Genomic DNA, 17,993 nt, shown 5'->3' on the forward strand with positions numbered 1-17,993 from the left:
GTTATTCCATGATTTTGATATGGCAAGTTCGTTGGCGCGGACCATCAAATTCGCAGAAATAAATACCTTGCCACGTCCCGAGAATGAGACGCCCGTTTTCAATGATGACATGCTGTGAAGCGCCTACCGTACTGGACTTCATATGTGCAGCTGTATTGCCTTCCATATGGCGGTCCAGCTCATGGTCCCATGGATACATCTCATCAAATCTTCGGAGCATATCTCTTTTCACATCGGGATCGGCATTTTCATTAATTGTAATGCCCGCCGTCGTATGCGGACAGTAAATCAGCGCTGCCCCGCTTGCCACTCCTGTTTCTTGAAGAAACGCTTCGACCTCGTGAGTGATTTCAACCATTTCATCTCTTTTGTTTGTTTTGATTTGCAGAGTTTTCAGCATTTGTTTCTCCTTTCAATTCCCTTCTTCTCTTTGCATATTCGTTCTGTGTTCTTTTTTTCCTGTTAAATCAGGCTCATAAACCTGAAGAAAACAAAAACTCCAGCTTTTTTCTGGAGTTTTATTGCCATAGGTATACTCTGGCTTCATAAGGTTTTAACAGCAATGATGTCGTATGCTTATGCAGTTCTGTTTCCATATTCGACAATTGGAGTTTGTCAGAAGATAACGGCAATGCGGGATATCTGCAGAACGCCGGCGCACCCGTCAGATTTGCCGCAATTAGCGCAGTTTGGCTCTCGTTTTTGCGAAGGTATGCAAAGATTTGCTGATCTTCCGGCAAAATCAGCTCGTATTGGCCATAAATAAATACATCATATGTTTGGCGGAGTTTGATCAAGCTTTTGTAAAAGTGATAGACAGATGTGTTATCGTTTATTTGCGCCTCGGCGTTCAGCCATGTGTAATTGTCATTTACCCCAATCCATGGCTTGGCATCGGAAAACCCAGCGTGAGAAGATGCATTCCATTGCATTGGTGTTCGTGAATTGTCTCTACCCTTTTTCCAGACAATCTTCATTACTTCCTCGTGAGAAGCGCCTTTTGCGGTCTCTATGTCATACAGCCGCTTCATCGCGACATCATCATAATCCTCAATGGAAGGAAACGCCACATTGGTCATGCCGATTTCCTGTCCCTGATAAATAAACGGCGTTCCTTTCATCAGAAAATAAACAGAGGCGAGTGCTTTTGCACTTTCCTTTAAGGAATTCCCGTCGTCTCCCCATACAGAAACAGAACGGGGCTGATCATGGTTTTCCATAAACAAAGCATTCCAGCCAATTCCCTCCAAACGGTTCTGCCACTCTGTTAAAATCCGTTTGAATGCAGCGATATCGATGCTTTCATTGGCCTCTATATCCCACAGGCCGAGATGTTCAAATTGAAAAATCATGCTGAAAATGCCGGATTCCTCCCCCGCCCACTCAGCCGCCTCCTTTGCCGCTACACCGTTTGCCTCTCCGACCGTCATGATCGGGTAGCGGGAAAATGTGTTTTCCTTCAGCTCTGTTAAAAAATCCAATATGCCCTCAGCATTCATATGATAAGGAAAAGAAGGAACATAGGGCAGCCCTTTCGGATTCGGCAGATCAGGCAGCCCTTCTTTTTTCTTAATATGAGAAATGGCATCCACCCGAAATCCGTCTATGCCTTTATCGAGCCACCAATTGACCATGTCATAAACGGCGTTTCTTACCTCTTGATTTTCCCAGTTCAGGTCTGGCTGCTTTTTATCAAAAAGGTGGAGATAATACTGGCTTGTCTGCTGATCATACTGCCAAGCCGATCCTCCGAAAATGCTTTCCCAATTGTTTGGCTCTTTTCCGTCTTTCCCGTCCTTCCAAATATACCAGTCGCGTTTTTGGGATTGTAAAGATGCGCGTGATTCAATGAACCATGGATGTTCATCACTTGTATGATTCACGACAAGATCCATAATGAGCTTCATGCCAAGCTCATGAATATCATGAAGCAGCTGATCGAAATCTGCCATTGTGCCGAAATCGCTCAATATGTTTTTATAATCTCTTATATCATAGCCGTTATCCGCATTGGGTGAGTCGTACAAAGGACAAATCCAAATCACATCGGCACCAAGTTCTTTTATGTACGGAAGCTTGGACCTGATTCCTTGAATATCTCCGATTCCATCGCTGTTTGAATCCTTGAAGCTGCGGGGATAAATTTGGTAGACCACCGCTTCCTTCCACCAAGCCTTTTTCATACAGCCACTCCTTCCTGCGTGTGCGGTTTTTATATCTTATGTAGAAAAAGGCCTTTGAAGCATTCATTTTTTCAGAAAAAAAGCCTCTTGCCGATGACAAAACACTGATCAATTTTCAGAAGCCTTTTGTCCTGATTTTCTTTGAGCTCAAAAAAACAGCCGCGATCCCCGGCTGTTTTTGATTAAAACTCTGTTTTTTTGATTTCGACAAATCGAATGTGATGGTCTTCAGCGTCGAGGATTTTAAATTCGCAGCCCTCCGCCTGTATCACATCTCCTGCTTCCAGCTCCATTTTTTGCGTCAGAAGCCAGCCTGCAATCGTATCAATTTCTTCATTCTCAATGGCAATGTCGAGCAGGTCGTTCACTTCATCTATTAGCGCTTTGCCATCCATCACATAATGGTGCTCGCCTTTTTTCAAAATATGCGGCGTTTCATCCTGATCATATTCATCACGGATTTCCCCGACGATTTCTTCGATAATATCCTCGACAGTTACAAGCCCCGCCGTTCCCCCGTATTCATCTACGAGAATCGCCATATGAATCCGTTCCTTCTGCATGCGGATTAAAAGCTGCTGGACAGGAATGCTTTCAATGACTCTGATGACAGGCCTCATAATTTGCTTCAGCTTAATCGGCTGGCCGAGAAAATACGCTTTAAACATATCTTTGCTGTTGATAATCCCTAAAATATGATCCTTATCTTCTTTGATGACAGGATACCGTGTATACCGTTCGTTAATGATGAGATGAATCGCTTCTTCAAGCGACTGTTCCAGAGAAATGACAACGATTTCTGTTCGCGGAATCATAATTTCTCTCGCCACGCGGTTGTCGAATTCAAAAATCTTATTCACATAGCGAAATTCGGACTGGTTGATTTCCCCTTTTTCATAGCTTTCTGACAGGATCAGCCTCAGTTCCTCCTCGCTGATGACAACCTCATGCTCCTTGACTGAATGAAAGCCAAACAATTTCACAAGAAAACTTGCAGAGCCGTTCAATGCTTTAATAAACGGATATGTGATTTTATAGAACCAGATCAGCGGCTTTGCAATCCATAAACTGACAGCTTCAGCCTTCTGAATGGAAACCGTTTTCGGCGCAAGCTCACCCATTACCACATGCAAAAAAGTGACGATGATAAATGCAATTACAAATGTGACTATGTGGTTAAACGGTTCCGGTATGCCTGCCGCTGTAAATAAGGGATGAAGAATGCGTTCAAATGTCGGTTCACCAAGCCATCCAAGGCCGAGGGCTGTAATTGTAATCCCGAGCTGGCAGGCTGATAAATACTCGTCAAGATTGGAGATGATTTTATGTGCGGCAAGCGCCCGGCTGTCTCCGCTTTCGATGAGCTGATTGATTTTTGAACCTCTGATTTTGACGATTGCAAATTCTGCTGCAACGAAAACAGCCGTAATGCCAATCAAAACAAAAATGGCGATCAATTGTAATATAAGCAAAAAAAGCCCTTACCATAAATGGTAAGGGGCCACCTCCTTAACGTTAATTCTCATTACGACCGTTTAAGAAGATCATCACAAAGCGAAGAAGTTCAAACAGGGAAACCAGGGCGGCGGCCACATACGTTAAGGCGGCGGCGCTCAGCACTTTATTTACCCCATTCTCTTCATTGTTCCGGATGAATCCTTCTGACACAATAATTTGCTTCGCGCGTGAACTTGCATTGAATTCGACCGGCAGTGTGATCAGCTGGAAAAAGACAGCGGCTGAAAACAGAATAATGCCAAGCCCGATCAAATTCAGGCTGCCGAGAAGCATGCCTCCTAAGAAAAGCAGAGGAGCCACACCGGATGCAAAATTCACGACTGGGAAGATTTTATGTCTCAGCACAAGCGCACCATATGACTCCTGATGCTGCAAGGCATGTCCGACTTCATGGGAAGCTACGGAGATGGCGGAAATTGAGCGGCCGTAATAGACCGGCTCAGATAAACGCACCACCCGTCTTGTCGGGTCGTAATGGTCTGTTAAAGCGCCTCTTACCGGTTCGACCGGCACGTCGTAAAGACCGTTTATATCTAGAATCCGTCTTGCCGTTTCTGCCCCTGTTCGACCGCTTGAGGCTTCCACTTTTGAATACTTTTCAAAGTTGCTCTTTACTTTAAATTGTGCCCAAAACGACAATCCCAATGCGGCTATTGTTAAAAATATAAACAGCATGTTTCATCATCCTTTTTTAAAGATCGTATGTTTCTTTATTACGATTATTTTAATGAGTTTTCTTTCTCGTGTACAGAAAAGCGCTTCTTCTTCCGTCTAGGCGCACACATTCCGATAAGCAAAAGGAACAAGCCGGCCGAAAACAAATAAAAAGAAAAGCCTCCAATCAGCTCTTTCAAAAAATGATGCCATGAGAAGCTATTGGAGAAGTGATTATACGAATTCAAGTCGAAAATAAACAAAATCACTGCGGATGCCGCAAGCTGCGTACCGATCAAAACCACGACGGTTCTTTGAATGATCGTCATCTGTTCCATCCTTTTCTCGCCTATTTGTTTTAGTTTATGGAGAAATCCGGTTTTATATGTTTTGTTCATTTTTTGAAAAACAATGCCGAAAGTGGGACATACTGTTATAAAAAGAGCACGGGTGTGATGAACATGAAAGTGACGAGCGAGGAAAAGGAACGGCTGAGTACAGCGATTGACCGGATGAATGAAGGGCTGGACGTATTTATCCAATTTTATAATGAATCCGAAATCGACGAACCGCTCATTCAGCTTGAAGACGATACAGCTGATCTCATGAAGCAGGCCCGCGACCTGTACGGCCAGGAAAAGCTAAATGAGAAGCTGAATACGATTATTAAACAGATTTTATCTATTTCATTATCTGAAGAAGGGGAAAAAGAATGAAATCAAACCGGATCTTTATTTCTTGGCTGAGATGGCCGTTATTTATCCGAATCGGGCTGATCATTCTTTTTCTGATTCTTTTGTTCGGGCAAATCATTTATTTACTTGAGCCCGAGCAGTTTACTTCCGTCTTCGAAGGTATTTGGTGGGCCGTGGTTACCGTCTCAACAGTGGGCTACGGAGACTATGTGCCGCACACGCCGCTTGGTCAAGCAGCCGGAATGCTGCTGATATTCATCGGCGCAAGCTTTGTCACTGCTTACTTTGCCACCTTATCCGCTGCCGCTTTCAGCAAACAGCACCGCTACATAGAGGGAAAGGTCGCTTACAAAGGACGGGGCCATGTGATTATTATCGGCTGGAATGAAAAATCAAATCGCCTTTTGAGAGAGCTTCAGCTGGCGGCGCCCTCCAAGACAGTCGTTCTGATTGATGAATCGTTAAAAGAAGGGCCGCTCATTGAAAATGTCCATTTCATACGCGGACACGCCGCTGATGATGAAACGCTGAAACGAGCCAATATTACTGAGGCGGACACAGTTATGGTCACTGCCGACCAATATAAAAGTGAAGCGGAGGCGGACATGCTGTCGGTGCTGATTCTGTTATCAGTCAAAGGGTTGAATCCGCTGGCATACTGTATTGTCGAAATTCTGACAGACCGCTTTGTCACCAATGCAGAACGGGCGGGCGCTAATAAAATTATCGGGACGTCCCAGCTCTTAAGCCGCGTGATGCTGGAACATTACCGGGTCAAATTGCAGCTGTCTAAACCGCAAAGCTTAATCGAACTGACATTAGATAAAAAAGTGCGGCTGATTTCGGTTCCTTCTGAACTGCATGGTGCCGCTTATAAAACATGCGTCCTCTATTTTCTTGATCACAACACCACTATTATCGGCATACAAAAAGAGGAAGGGCCTATGATTACCCCTCCTCTTTCATATAAAGTGCTTGAAACGGACCAGTTCCTTGCGCTTTAACCCAACAAAACATCCTCCAGCTCTTTGACAAGGGAGGCGCCGATATCCAAATACGCCGGATCAATCTCTGCGTCCCGTCTCTCGGGCTCAGAAAATTGATTAAACAGCGATTGAAACGGCCCTCCTTCAGCATGATCATCAAGGCCTGCCTGGAACACCTGCCTCAGCATAAACGGAGTTCCGATACGGACAGCTGCCCCGCGTTCATCCAGACTGCCTTGTATGGCATTGACGGGAATTCTTAAAAATAAATATCCGTCTCTATTATCAATTTTATAATCAAAATAGCCGTGGTCGTACTCCCAGCCGCCGTTTATCACATAACCGAGCGGCTTCATGACTTGTTCCAGCTCTTGAAGCAAGAAAGGCTGTCCATCTATCGCGGAAGGTATCGTAATCATCAAACTGCCCCTTTTTTCATTTATCCTGTCCCGCAGAACAAGACTTCATTCAGAGGCTGATTACATGGAAACCGTTTTTTCCTTTGCACGGCCAACCGAAAAGAAAGCGCATTCAATTAAGAAGTAAACAATCATCGCTGCAGCAATCCCCGCCGCAGATTCCCATGAAACATATACAACAGCTGCATAGAGCCCTACCTTTGTTAAAAGGGTGTGAGATCGCTTCAATTTCAGAAAATGGTGCACCGCATCGGTAAAAATGGCAAGCGGCAGCCCGATCAGAAGAAAGGTGTGGATAAAAAAGTGTGAGAGTGTGCCGCCAAGGTTGGAAGAAAGCTCTGTATTCACGGCATCAAAGGATATGAGAATAACTAAAACAGCTGCAGAAAAACCCGCAATGATGAGATGTTTGACCATTTGTTTCATGAACATCAGCACCTTTCTGATTTGATAAAAAGCCGACCGGCAAATGCCAGTCAGCTTTCTTACATTAATCTTCGAGACGTTTTTCAAGCTCAGCTTTTTTCTCTTCAAAGCCAGGTTTGCCAAGCAATGCAAACATATTGACTTTATATGCTTCTACTCCAGGCTGGTCAAACGGATTGACGCCGAGGAGATAACCGCTCATCGCGCAGGCTTTTTCGAAGAAATAAACAAGGTATCCAAAAGTATATGCATTCAGCTCAGGAATGTTGACGATTAAGTTCGGAACATTTCCGTCTGTATGAGCCAGCATTGTACCTTGGAATGCTTTTTTGTTAACGAAGTCTACAGTTTTTCCGGCTAAATAGTTTAAGCCGTCAAGATCGTTATCCGCTTCTTCGATTGTCAGCTCGTGTTTAGGTTTTTCCACATTCAGCACCGTTTCGAACAAGTCTCTGCGGCCTTCCTGTACGTACTGTCCTAATGAGTGAAGGTCTGTTGAATAGTTGGCAGAAGAAGGATAAATGCCCTTCTCGTCTTTGCCTTCACTTTCGCCGAACAGCTGCTTCCACCACTCCGCAAAATATTGAAGCGCCGGCTCATAGTTGATAAGCATTTCAATCGTTTTGCCTTTATTGTAAAGCACATTGCGAACGACCGCATACTGGTATGCAGGGTTATCTTCCAATTCTGATGTGGCAAAATCCTTGCTCGCATCAAATGCGCCTTTCATCATGTCGTCAATGTTGACGCCGCTGACAGCAATCGGCAGGAGACCAACAGCTGTTAAGACAGAATAACGGCCGCCGACATCATCAGGAATGACAAATGATTCGAAGCCTTCTTCGTTAGAAAGTGTTTTTAACGCGCCGCGCTCTTTATCAGTTGTCGCGTAAATCCGCGCTTTCGCTTCTTCTTTGCCGTATTTCTCTTCAAGAAGCTTGCGGAAAATACGGAAAGCGATTGCAGGTTCAGTTGTTGTACCTGATTTAGAGATGACGTTAATGGAGAAGTCAACATCTTCGAGAAGATCCATGACATCTCTCATATAAGATGAACTGATGTTGTTTCCGATGAAAATGACTTGCGGATTGCCTCGTTTTGCTTTCGGCAGTGTATTGTAAAACGCGTGATTAAGCGCTTCAATCGCTGCCCGCGCGCCGAGGTAAGAACCGCCGATACCGACAACAAGCAATACATCAGAGTCAGATTTGATTTTTTCCGCGCTTTTTTTAATGCGCGCAAATTCTTCTTTATCATAATGTTCAGGGAGGTCCACCCAGCCTAGAAAATCGCTGCCCGCGCCTGTTTTTTCATGAATATTATGGTGTGCTGTTTTTACAAAGTCGCGCAAATATGTAAGTTCATGTTCGTTGAAGAAAGTCAACGCTTTTGAGTAGTCAAAGCGTACATGCGTCATTGCTTGTCCCTCCATAACGGTATAATGTTTTCATCTTTCACTTTATATGAACTTATCTGTGAAATCAAGTCAAGAAGAAAGGACGGAATGCAGTCATTCCGTCCTTAAAAATCAGAGTGACGCGCGAAGGATGGCAAGCACGTCATCTTTGTTCAGTTTTTGGAAGTTGCCGAAGCCGCCATGCTCCATTTCTTTGGCTGCGATATCAGCAATCAGTTCCAGTTTATCCTCTCCGATATCATAGTCGGATAAACGGGAAGGCGCACCCAGACTTGTCCAGAACGCAGACAGCTTGTCGATTCCTTCAAGCACGATTTCTTTATCCGTTTTGCCTTCTGTATCAATGTCAAACATATTGAGCATAAGGTTTTTAAAGCGGCCGACATTTGTATCAAGCGTGTATCTCATCCAGTTCGGGAACAGGATCGCGAGTCCGCCGGCATGCGGAATATCGTAAACAGCTGATACGGCATGCTCCATAGTGTGAGAAGCCCAGTCGCCGAAGTAGCCCATTTGAAGCGTGCCATTCAGAGCGATTGTGCCAGCATATAAAATCGTTTCACGATGTTTGTAATTTTCCAGATCCTCCAATAGTTTTGGAGCTGTTTCGATTACCGTCTGCAGAACGGCAAAGCACATTCTGTCTTGCAGCGGTGTGTTTTCGACATTATGGAAGTATTGTTCAAACACGTGGCTCATCATGTCAACCATGCCGTAAACCGTTTGATTTTCAGGCACTGTAAACGTATTTTCAGGGTCTAAAATCGAGAACCGCGGATGAGTTACATTGCTTCCCCATACAAATTTCTCGTTTGTTTCCCAGTTTGTAATCACAGAGTCAGGGTTCATTTCAGAACCTGTAGCAGCAAGGGTTAGAACGGTACCGAACGGCAGTGCATCTTCGGCTGTTACTTTCTTGCTGAAAATGTCCCAAGCGTCTCCGTCGTATTTTACTCCCGCAGCGATCGCTTTTGTGCAGTCAATTACACTTCCGCCGCCCACAGCAAGCAGAAAATCAATATCATGCTGTCTGCATAGGTCAATGCCTTTTTCCACAGTGGCAAGACGCGGGTTCGGCTCTACCCCCGGCAGTTCATAGACAGCGGCGCCTTCTTCTTTTAATATGCCTGTTACCTGGTCATAAAGGCCATTACGTTTAATGCTTCCGCCTCCGTAGACAAGCAGAACATTTTTACCGTATTGCTTTACTTCTTTTCTTAATTGTTCAAGCTGGCCTTTTCCGAAAATCAGCTTCGTCGGGTTATAATAAGTGAAATTTTCCATTGTAAAACCTCCAAATACTGCTGTATCAAAAAACAGATTAACAATTGTAACATAAGTCCAAAGAAAAAGGGAAGCAGCCGGATCGGCTATTTCCCCCTTTTGTTATAGAGATGCTTTTAAAATAGCGAGTACATCTTCTTTGTTAAGTGATTTAAACTGGCCGAACGTACCGTTGGCCATTGCCTTGTCGGCAATTGTGCCGAGCTGTTCGTCATTTATATCGTAGTCAGCCAGACGGTTTGGAGCGCCTAGGCTTGTCCAGAAAGCAGACAGCTTGTCGATGCCTTCCAGCGCAATTTCCTCATCTGATTTTCCAGCTTCTTCTACATCAAAAACACGCACCGCAAGCTGCTTCATGCGGGTCGGGTTTTCTGATAATGTATGTCTCATCCAGTTCGGGAAGAGAATCGCAAGTCCGCCGGCATGCGGAATATCGTAAACGGCTGAAACGGCATGTTCGATATTATGAGTTGCCCAATCCCCTCTTGCACCCATTGACAGCATACCGTTTAAAGCGATTGTCCCTGTGTAAAGGATCGTTTCACGCAGCTCGTAATTTTCAAGATCATCGATCAGTTTAGGCGCTGTTTCGATGACTGTGCGTAAAAGAGATTCGCACATGCGATCCTGGTAAGGTGTGTTTGATACATGGTGGAAGTATTGTTCAAACACGTGGCTCATCATATCAACCATTCCGTAGATCGTGTGGTTTTTAGGAACAGTAAATGTGTTCAATGGGTCCAAAATAGAGAATTTAGGGAACACGAGCGGGCTGCCCCAGCCATATTTCTCTTTTGTTTCCCAGTTGGTAATAACTGAACCTGCGTTCATTTCAGAACCAGTTGCGGCGAGAGTCAATACAGTTCCGAACGGCAAAGCTTCCTTCGGCTGGTGTTTTTTCGTTACGATATCCCACGCATCACCATCATATTTTGCCCCCGCAGCAATCGCCTTTGTACAGTCGATGACACTTCCGCCGCCGACAGCCAATAAGAAATCAATGTTGTTTTCTTTGCAGATCGCAACACCTTTATTAACAGTCGACACACGCGGGTTCGGCTCTACGCCTGCTAATTCATGCACCGTGACACCGGCTTTATTCAGCTGTTCCATCACTTGATCATAAAGGCCGCTGCGTTTAATGCTTCCGCCTCCGTAGACTAACAATACATTTTTTCCGTAAGGTTTCAGTTCCTCCGGGAGTTTTTCAACTTCTCCGCGGCCGAAAATTAATTTCGTCGGATTCCAATATGTAAAGTTTTGCATGACATCTCCTCCTTAGATTTTCATTATGCAGAATGCCTGCGCTCCATGTAAAGCAATCAGCTCTTTCCGTTTTCAGCGTATCGGGCAGTTTTCATTTGCAAGATGCTGGGAAAGGAACAGATACAAGCTGAGTTTGGGCCGTTTCGTCCGGCTACTCTCAATATGGAGAATGCATGTATAGATTCTCCAATTTGTCACAATCTATAACTGTTTTAATAATTCATGGAGGAGGTTGCAAAACATGAGTACAATTCAGAGAATTTGCCTAGTATTAACAATCATTGGCGCTATTAACTGGGGACTGATCGGATTTTTCCAATTTGATTTAGTAGCGGCCATCTTCGGCGGCCAAGGGTCAGCTCTTTCCCGTATTATTTACGGTCTTGTCGGAATCGCCGGCTTAATCAACCTCGGTCTGCTGTTTAAACCAAACGAGGAAAGATCACGTGAAGAGGCAGCAAATCCTGAAATGCGATAGGATAAAAAAAGCACCGAACATTCCTGTCCGGTGCTTTTTCATGCTTATTTTTTGATAAGGTCTTTGCGGTTGGACATTTCGATCCACTCTTCAAGCTTATCTTTTAATGTGTTGAAGCCTTGTGGTGCAGAAGCTTCTTCGCTTACTTGCGCAGCTTTATGTTTTCTTGGTTTGCTTTCTTTTTTCTCAGGCGCAGCTTGTGTCGCACGAATAGAAAGGCTGATTTTTCCTTTTTCTTCGTCAACAGCTAGTACTTTTACTTGTACTTCGTCGCCAACTGAAAGGTGCTCGTTGATGTCTTTTACGAAACCGTGAGTCACTTCAGAAATGTGTACTAAACCTTGAGTTTCTTCATCTAATGCAACAAACGCACCATACGCTTGTAATCCTGTAACTTTACCAGTGTAAACACTGCCCACTTCAAATTTTGCTGCCATTCATAACAACTCCTAAGTTAAATTAAATATCTGTTTATACGCAATTTAAAATTATATCATACATGTTTCATTTTCGCAAAGGAAACTTTTTTATATGATATCAGGTTTAAGCATATCAAAAAGAGGATATACTGCAAATACCAAAGGCTTTCTAGTATTCCCCCTTTTATTGGATGCGAACAAAAGGTTCGTATCTTTTTTTATGTTGTTTTGTGTAAGAAGCGTTTCATTCTCACCAATGCTTCTTGCAGCTGTTCAATTGATGTCGCATATGAACAGCGGATATATCCTTCCCCGCTCGGCCCAAACACATTACCGGGAACAACGGCTACTTTTTCCTGCATCAGGAGCTCCTCGGCAAACTGTTCTGAGCTCATCCCAGTGCTTTTGATAGATGGAAAAGCATAGAAAGCACCGCTCGGATGGTGACAGCTGAGACCGATTTCATTTAGCGTTTCAACAAACAAATTACGTCTTCTTCGGTAGCTCTTTTTCATCTTTTCTACGTCTTCTATTCCGTTTTTCAATCCTTCAAGCGCTGCGTATTGCGCCATTGCAGGTGCGCACATCATCGCATACTGGTGGATTTTAAGCATCGCGTTGCGAATTTCTGAAGGCGCCGCGGCAAAACCGAGTCTCCAGCCTGTCATGGCAAACGCCTTTGAAAATCCCGAAATGACAACCGTCCGCTCTTTCATCCCCGGGAATGCTGCTATGCTTGTAAATTCCTCATCGTATGTCAGTTCCGCGTAAATCTCGTCGCTCAGTACAATCAAATCATGTGTTTTGGCAAACTCAGCAATTTCATGTAACTCTTTCTTTGAGTAAACCGAGCCGGTCGGATTCGAAGGCGAACAAATGAGAATGGCCTTTGTTTTTTCGGTCACTGCCGCTTCAAAATCCTCAGCGGTTGCTTTAAAACCTTTATCAGCCGTCGTATGGACATGAACAGGGACGCCGCCTGTCAAAGACACAAGCGATTCATACGCCACAAAACACGGCTCAGGAATAATCACTTCCTCACCGGGATTTACAATGGCGCGGATCGCAATATCCAAAGCCTGACTCGCCCCTACCGTCACAATCAGTTCATCGTCAGGAGAGTATGCAAGACCAAACCGGCTGCTGACATAACGGCTGATTTCCTCCCGCAATGAGTATAAACCTGCATTAGCGGTATATGACGTATACCCTTGTTCAAGGGAAAGAATGCTTGCTTCACGGACATTCCAAGCCGTTACAAAGTCAGGTTCTCCGACCCCTAAAGAAATAACACCTTCCATCGTTGCCGCCAAATCAAAGAATCTGCGGATGCCGGATGGTTTTATTTGTTGTACATAATCGGATAAATAAGAAGTCATTTACGGTGACACCACGATTCTTTTGTCGTCGTCTCCCGTTTCAAATACTTTGCCGTCATGCTTGTATTTTTTCAGGATAAAATGTGTTGTCGTAGACACAACTGAATCAAGAGTTGACAGTTTATCAGATACGAAACGCGCAACATCAGACATTGAATTGCCGCGGATCACGACAGACAGGTCGTATACGCCCGACATCAGGTAGACTGATTCTACCTCCTGGAATCGGTAAATCCGCTCCGCCACTTCGTCAAAACCGACTCCGCGCTTCGGAGTGACTTTAACATCAATCATGGCTGTCACGCCTTCATGGCCGTCCACCTTCCGCCAGTCGATCATAGCGGAATAATCGATGATAACCTTTTCTTTTTCCAATTTGTCAATGATCGCTTTTACTTCATTTACAGGGATACCGGCCATCTTTGCGATTGTTTCTAGGTCGGCGCGGCTGTTTTCGTCTAAAATTTCTAATATTTCTGTTTCTTTCTCGGTCAATTTCATTCAATTCACACCTTTGCAATGTCAAGAAATCTCATGACATTATATCACGTTTTTTGACGAATGCTAAGAAAAAACGAGGAGAAACTTCCGCTAGAACTGACAATTTCAGGGCATAATACAGGACATCCTATGAAGGGAGTGACGGCAAAATGGAGGCGGTTACACCAATAAGGCGTGTTAAAGTCGGAGGAGTACATGTATATTATGAGCACTATCAAAATCCGGGCAAACAAACAATTGTCTGCGTACACGGTTTTTTATCTTCTGCTTTCAGCTTCAGAAAATTAATCCCCTTGCTTCGGGACCAGTATGACATCATCGCGCTCGATTTGCCTCCTTTCGGCCAATCAGAAAAATCAAGGACATTTATATATACCTATCAAAACCTCGCCATGCTTATCATCGGACTCCTGGAGCACTTGCAAGTGAAACAGGCGGCGCTTGTCGGGCATTCGATGGGAGGACAGATATCGCTGTCGGCTGCTCTATTAAAGCCTGAGCTCTTCTCAAAGATTGTGCTGCTTTGCAGTTCAGGTTATTTAAAACGCTCGCACCCGACGATTATCTTCGGGACTCACCTCCCATATTTTCATCTTTATATAAAACGCTGGCTTTCCAAAGAAGGCGTGATGAAAAACTTATTAAATGTCGTCCACAACAAATCGCTGATTGACGAGGTGATGATTGACGGCTACGGCAAGCCTTTTCAAGATGAACAGATTTTCAAAGCAATGACGAGGTTCATCCGGCACAGAGAAGGAGATTTACAGTCTGAGGAATTGAAAAAGATCAGCAAACCCGCTTTATTGATTTGGGGCGAGGAGGACAAGGTGGTTCCGTTGAAAATCGGCGAACGCCTGCACCGTGACCTGCCGGATTCCAAACTGTATTCATTGCGGGAAACAGGGCATTTGGTGCCGGAGGAACGCCCTGAATTCGTTTCCGAACGAATTGCAGAGTTTATCACAGAATAAAAAAACCGGTTTGTATCCCGGTTTTTTCAAGGCGTGCAAGAGCTGCTGTCTTTAATGAACAGCAGCTGGCCAGCCACATTCCGGCAGCTGTCGATCGGAAGTGTTTGTTCAAAAGAAGCTTCGAAAATATGCTGTATGCTTTTCGCTAACACTTCAGGATCGTCTTCATCATAGACGGCCTGTACGACATCAACAGCCTCCGTTTCATAAAAATCTTCACCATATTTAAACGGGTCCCATTTGGCAATGACATTGATCATTTCCCTGACCGCTTGACTTTCTTCCATTTTCATCACCGCTTATAATAAAATTTGCAGATCTATTTTATCATAGTTACGCTAAGAAAAATAAACATACATAAGAGGTGGAACAGAATGAACTTTGATAAACAAGAACAGCGCCTCGGCACCCAATCCGTCAAATGGGACAAGACAGGCGAATTGTTCGGCGTGACAGACGCGCTCCCGATGTGGGTGGCGGATATGGATTTTCGTGCGCCGGAAGCCATAACAGAAGCATTAAAACAGCGCCTGGAACAAGGAATTTTCGGATATACAGCTCCAGATCAAAAAACAAAAGATGCAGTGTGTGCATGGATGCATAACCGGCACAGCTGGAAGGTGAACCCGGAAAGCATTACATTCAGTCCCGGTGTTGTCACAGCTTTGGGCATGGCGGTTCAGGCTTTTACAGAACCAAAGGATCAAGTGATTGTCCAATCCCCTGTCTACACCCCTTTTTACCATATGATTGAGAAAAACGGCCGGCGTATTTTACATAATCCGCTTAAAGAAAAAGACGGAACATATGTAATGGATTTTGAAGATTTGGAGACAAAAATCAGTGATCCGAGCGTCAAAATGTTTATTTTATGCAATCCGCATAACCCTTCAGGGCGTGCCTGGGGCCGGGACGATTTGCTGAAGCTCGGCGAATTATGCCTTGAACACGGCGTTACAGTCGTTTCAGATGAAATTCATTCCGATTTGATGCTCTACGGAAATACCCATACACCGTTTGCCTCTCTTTCTGATGATTTCGCTGAGATTTCTGTGACTTGCGCAGCACCGAGCAAAACGTTTAACATCGCGGGTTTGCAGGCGTCAGCAATCATTATTCCAGACCGGCTGAAGCGCGCTAAATTTTCAGCAAGCCTGCAGCGAAACGGTTTAGGCGGATTAAACGCGTTTGCCGTGAGCGCAATCGAAGCCGCTTACACAAAAGGCGGGCCGTGGCTTGACGAACTGATTTCATATCTTGAGAAAAATATGGATGAGGCGGCAGCCTTTTTGATCAGCGAGCTCCCGAATGTCAAGATGATGAAGCCTGATGCGTCTTACCTGATCTGGCTCGATTTCCGCGCATACGGCCTGTCTGATGCAGAGCTGCAGCAAAAGATGCTGCACAAAGGGAAAATTATTTTGGAGCCCGGCACGAAGTACGGCCCTGGCGGAGAAGGATTTATGCGTTTGAATGCAGGATGCCCTCTGGCAACCTTGCAGGACGGACTGCGCCGGATAAAAACAGCGTTAGAGTAAAGATTCGTCACAAACGCCTTTACGCATCAATCGTAAAGGCGTTCTTTATAAAGAAATTTTGTATATTACTTCTTATGATAAGTGTTATAATAGATTCATATTTTATACGAAAGGATTTCACTCGAATGGAAATTCTAAAAGACTATCTCCTGCATATTTGCTTTATTTTGTTTCCCATTCTTCTTTACCAAGTGTTTTGGCTTGGAAAACCGTCAATCCTTGTACCAAAAATCAACAACGGATTGGTCACGTTATTTGCATGCGGCGCCTCCGTTTTATGCATTATCTTCCCTATACAGGAAATGGACTACATCCAATACGGTCTTCAAATCATTCCTGTCATCATTTGTTTATTTTACATAAACACTGCTTCCGGGCTAACAGTCGCTGCATCCGTCTTATGTTTTGAACTGCTGTTTTTTGAGCCTTCCGCCATTTATGTTTTCACTTTGCTGCCTTTTCATATCATCATCCCAATTTTGCTTCAAAAAAAGTGGCCATTCATGTCCAAAGCGAGAAAACTGCTGCTGTCTTTATTCATCGGTTGCTTGGAGATCTTCTTATTTTTCGCCTCCATCTTGGTTTTTTCCGCCGTGAATATTTTAAATTTTCAAAATTCAGAATCCTTATATTATGAGGCAGCTGTATCGGGTTTGTTCCGCTGCATCGTTCTTCTTTTAAGCATTTATATTATAGAAAGCATCGCAGAAAATATCGCCCTGCGTTCCCAGCTTATTCATTCGGAAAAAATGGAGATTGTGAGTGAACTTGCGGCAAGTGTGGCTCATGAAGTTAGAAATCCGCTGACAGTTGTCCGGGGATTTGTCCAGCTGCTTTTTAATGATGAATCCTTTCAAAACAAATCCAGTGCGGATTATAAAAAACTTGTGCTGTCAGAGCTTGACCGGGCTCAGGGCATTATTACAAATTATCTTGATATCGCCAAACAGCAATTATATGAAAAAGAGATTTTTGATTTATCTTCTCTTATCAGAGAGACGAGCTCCCTCATGATTTCGTATGCCAATTACAAATCTGTGACAGTTGAGGCGGACGCCGAGCCGGACCTTTTGGTATACGGGGATGCAACAAAGCTGAAGCAGGCTGTGATCAACCTCATGAAAAACAGCATTGAAGCCGTCCCCCCGGGTAAAGGGGTCATCCAAGTTTCAGCCAAAAGAAGCGGCCATATGATCGTAATCAAAATCTCAGATAACGGTGTCGGCATGACGGATCACCAAATGCAGAAGCTGGGTGAACCTTATTATTCTTTAAAAACGAACGGAACAGGACTTGGACTGACTGTGACGTTTTCCATCATTGAACATCATCACGGAACCATTTCGTTCAGCAGCAGCTTTCAAAGAGGAACCATTGTGACGATCAAGCTCCCCGCGGACCTTCCTCACTAGCAAATCAATTGGAACTTTTATAGAATGAATGCGAGGTGATAACAGATGAGTACATTTGAGAAAGGCTCTATCGTAAAAGGATTTTACAAAACAGGTGTATACATAGGAGAAATAACAGATTGCAGACCGCAGCATTATTTAGTCAAAATCAAGGCGGTTCTTACCCATCCCGCTCAAGGAGACCTTCACAATCCAAAACAGGCAGATGTGCCGTTTTTCCATGAGAGAAGAGCGCTCGCTTTCGGCGAACAGACCAATATCCCTCATCATATGGTGAAGCCCTATGACAGTGAAGTGCCGGATTATAACGAGTCTTTGCGGGAAGCGGTTGCACAGCTGAGAGCCAAACTGACCAGAGATGATTCAGAATGGGCAAAGCGCTCACTGAACAATCTGGACGTTTTAGAAAAAGAATACTTTACCCGGCCATAACCCAGTCTGACG

General features: G+C 44.3%; 21 protein-coding genes. 7 read left to right on the forward strand and 14 right to left on the reverse strand.

Annotated features, from left to right (window positions below; genetic code table 11):
• Position 1 precedes the first annotated feature (1 nt).
• The 5 genes from LNN34_RS15975 to LNN34_RS15995 all read right to left on the reverse strand — a co-directional run bounded on the left by LNN34_RS15975 (position 2) and on the right by LNN34_RS15995 (position 4,684).
• On the reverse strand, positions 2–400 hold the full coding sequence (locus tag LNN34_RS15975) for a secondary thiamine-phosphate synthase enzyme YjbQ (RefSeq protein ID WP_044158908.1): 399 nt from the start codon (positions 398–400) through the stop codon (positions 2–4).
• Between the two features lie 118 nt (positions 401–518).
• Positions 519–2,183, reverse strand: coding sequence for a glycoside hydrolase family 13 protein (locus tag LNN34_RS15980; RefSeq protein WP_069486989.1), 1,665 nt, complete (start codon positions 2,181–2,183; stop codon positions 519–521).
• Between the two features lie 182 nt (positions 2,184–2,365).
• Positions 2,366–3,655: a hemolysin family protein gene (locus tag LNN34_RS15985; RefSeq protein ID WP_059292660.1), complete on the reverse strand. Its 1,290-nt coding sequence runs from the start codon at positions 3,653–3,655 to the stop codon at positions 2,366–2,368.
• Positions 3,656–3,698: 43 nt separating this feature from the next.
• Positions 3,699–4,376 (reverse strand): zinc metallopeptidase, encoded by a 678-nt coding sequence (locus LNN34_RS15990; protein ID WP_024122643.1) that lies wholly within the window; start codon positions 4,374–4,376, stop codon positions 3,699–3,701.
• A gap of 44 nt (positions 4,377–4,420) precedes the next feature.
• Positions 4,421–4,684 (reverse strand): hypothetical protein, encoded by a 264-nt coding sequence (locus LNN34_RS15995; RefSeq protein ID WP_044160303.1) that lies wholly within the window; start codon positions 4,682–4,684, stop codon positions 4,421–4,423.
• 132 nt (positions 4,685–4,816) lie between these two features.
• Here LNN34_RS15995 and LNN34_RS16000 point away from each other — a divergent pair, with 132 nt between their 5' ends.
• Both LNN34_RS16000 and LNN34_RS16005 read left to right on the forward strand, forming a co-directional pair.
• Positions 4,817–5,071 carry a protein mistic gene (locus LNN34_RS16000; protein WP_044158910.1) on the forward strand — a complete coding sequence of 85 codons (255 nt, stop codon included), beginning with the start codon at positions 4,817–4,819 and terminating at the stop codon, positions 5,069–5,071.
• On the forward strand, positions 5,068–6,054 hold the full coding sequence (locus LNN34_RS16005) for a potassium channel family protein (protein ID WP_044158911.1): 987 nt from the start codon (positions 5,068–5,070) through the stop codon (positions 6,052–6,054). The genes LNN34_RS16000 and LNN34_RS16005 overlap by 4 nt, the downstream gene beginning before the upstream one ends.
• On the opposite strand, the gene LNN34_RS16010 is transcribed toward LNN34_RS16005, so the two are convergent.
• From LNN34_RS16010 to LNN34_RS16030, 5 genes are all read right to left on the reverse strand, one after another.
• Positions 6,051–6,455, reverse strand: a complete 405-nt coding sequence (locus tag LNN34_RS16010; protein ID WP_069486988.1) for a YugN-like family protein — start codon at positions 6,453–6,455, stop codon at positions 6,051–6,053. The genes LNN34_RS16005 and LNN34_RS16010 overlap by 4 nt on opposite strands.
• 60 nt (positions 6,456–6,515) lie before the next feature.
• Positions 6,516–6,887 carry a hypothetical protein gene (locus tag LNN34_RS16015; protein WP_069487015.1) on the reverse strand — a complete coding sequence of 124 codons (372 nt, stop codon included), beginning with the start codon at positions 6,885–6,887 and terminating at the stop codon, positions 6,516–6,518.
• A 58-nt stretch (positions 6,888–6,945) separates the two neighbouring features.
• Positions 6,946–8,298, reverse strand: coding sequence for a glucose-6-phosphate isomerase (locus tag LNN34_RS16020; RefSeq protein ID WP_024122649.1), 1,353 nt, complete (start codon positions 8,296–8,298; stop codon positions 6,946–6,948).
• A 111-nt stretch (positions 8,299–8,409) separates the two neighbouring features.
• On the reverse strand, positions 8,410–9,582 hold the full coding sequence (locus LNN34_RS16025; RefSeq protein WP_044158913.1) for an iron-containing alcohol dehydrogenase: 1,173 nt from the start codon (positions 9,580–9,582) through the stop codon (positions 8,410–8,412).
• Between the two features lie 102 nt (positions 9,583–9,684).
• Positions 9,685–10,848 (reverse strand): iron-containing alcohol dehydrogenase, encoded by a 1,164-nt coding sequence (locus LNN34_RS16030; RefSeq protein ID WP_229043811.1) that lies wholly within the window; start codon positions 10,846–10,848, stop codon positions 9,685–9,687.
• A gap of 241 nt (positions 10,849–11,089) precedes the next feature.
• Here LNN34_RS16030 and LNN34_RS16035 point away from each other — a divergent pair, with 241 nt between their 5' ends.
• Positions 11,090–11,326 (forward strand): DUF378 domain-containing protein, encoded by a 237-nt coding sequence (locus tag LNN34_RS16035; protein ID WP_003220771.1) that lies wholly within the window; start codon positions 11,090–11,092, stop codon positions 11,324–11,326.
• 44 nt (positions 11,327–11,370) lie between these two features.
• Here LNN34_RS16035 and yugI read toward each other — a convergent pair whose 3' ends face one another.
• The 3 genes from yugI to LNN34_RS16050 all read right to left on the reverse strand — a co-directional run bounded on the left by yugI (position 11,371) and on the right by LNN34_RS16050 (position 13,625).
• Complete coding sequence (gene yugI, locus LNN34_RS16040) at positions 11,371–11,763, reverse strand: S1 domain-containing post-transcriptional regulator GSP13 (protein ID WP_044158915.1); 393 nt, start codon at positions 11,761–11,763, stop codon at positions 11,371–11,373.
• Positions 11,764–11,963: 200 nt separating this feature from the next.
• Entirely contained in the window at positions 11,964–13,124 is a 1,161-nt protein-coding gene (locus LNN34_RS16045; RefSeq protein ID WP_059292656.1) for an aminotransferase, read from the reverse strand.
• Positions 13,125–13,625, reverse strand: a complete 501-nt coding sequence (locus LNN34_RS16050; RefSeq protein ID WP_024122653.1) for an Lrp/AsnC family transcriptional regulator — start codon at positions 13,623–13,625, stop codon at positions 13,125–13,127.
• A gap of 149 nt (positions 13,626–13,774) precedes the next feature.
• On the opposite strand from LNN34_RS16050, the gene LNN34_RS16055 reads away from it, so the two are divergent.
• Complete coding sequence (locus LNN34_RS16055; RefSeq protein ID WP_044158917.1) at positions 13,775–14,599, forward strand: alpha/beta fold hydrolase; 825 nt, start codon at positions 13,775–13,777, stop codon at positions 14,597–14,599.
• Between the two features lie 26 nt (positions 14,600–14,625).
• On the opposite strand, the gene LNN34_RS16060 is transcribed toward LNN34_RS16055, so the two are convergent.
• Complete coding sequence (locus LNN34_RS16060) at positions 14,626–14,886, reverse strand: YugE family protein (RefSeq protein WP_024122655.1); 261 nt, start codon at positions 14,884–14,886, stop codon at positions 14,626–14,628.
• Between the two features lie 87 nt (positions 14,887–14,973).
• Between LNN34_RS16060 and LNN34_RS16065 the strand changes: the two genes are divergently transcribed.
• From LNN34_RS16065 to LNN34_RS16075, 3 genes are all read left to right on the forward strand, one after another.
• Positions 14,974–16,137, forward strand: coding sequence for a MalY/PatB family protein (locus LNN34_RS16065; protein ID WP_059292655.1), 1,164 nt, complete (start codon positions 14,974–14,976; stop codon positions 16,135–16,137).
• Positions 16,138–16,262: 125 nt separating this feature from the next.
• Positions 16,263–17,549: a sensor histidine kinase gene (locus tag LNN34_RS16070; RefSeq protein ID WP_059292654.1), complete on the forward strand. Its 1,287-nt coding sequence runs from the start codon at positions 16,263–16,265 to the stop codon at positions 17,547–17,549.
• Positions 17,550–17,594: 45 nt separating this feature from the next.
• Positions 17,595–17,981 (forward strand): kinase-associated lipoprotein B, encoded by a 387-nt coding sequence (locus LNN34_RS16075; protein ID WP_059292653.1) that lies wholly within the window; start codon positions 17,595–17,597, stop codon positions 17,979–17,981.
• The last annotated feature ends 12 nt before the right edge of the window (positions 17,982–17,993 follow it).

Source organism: Bacillus sp. AF23, assembly GCF_020861455.1.
In the GTDB taxonomy this organism is placed as follows: Bacteria; Bacillota; Bacilli; order Bacillales; family Bacillaceae; genus Bacillus; species Bacillus halotolerans.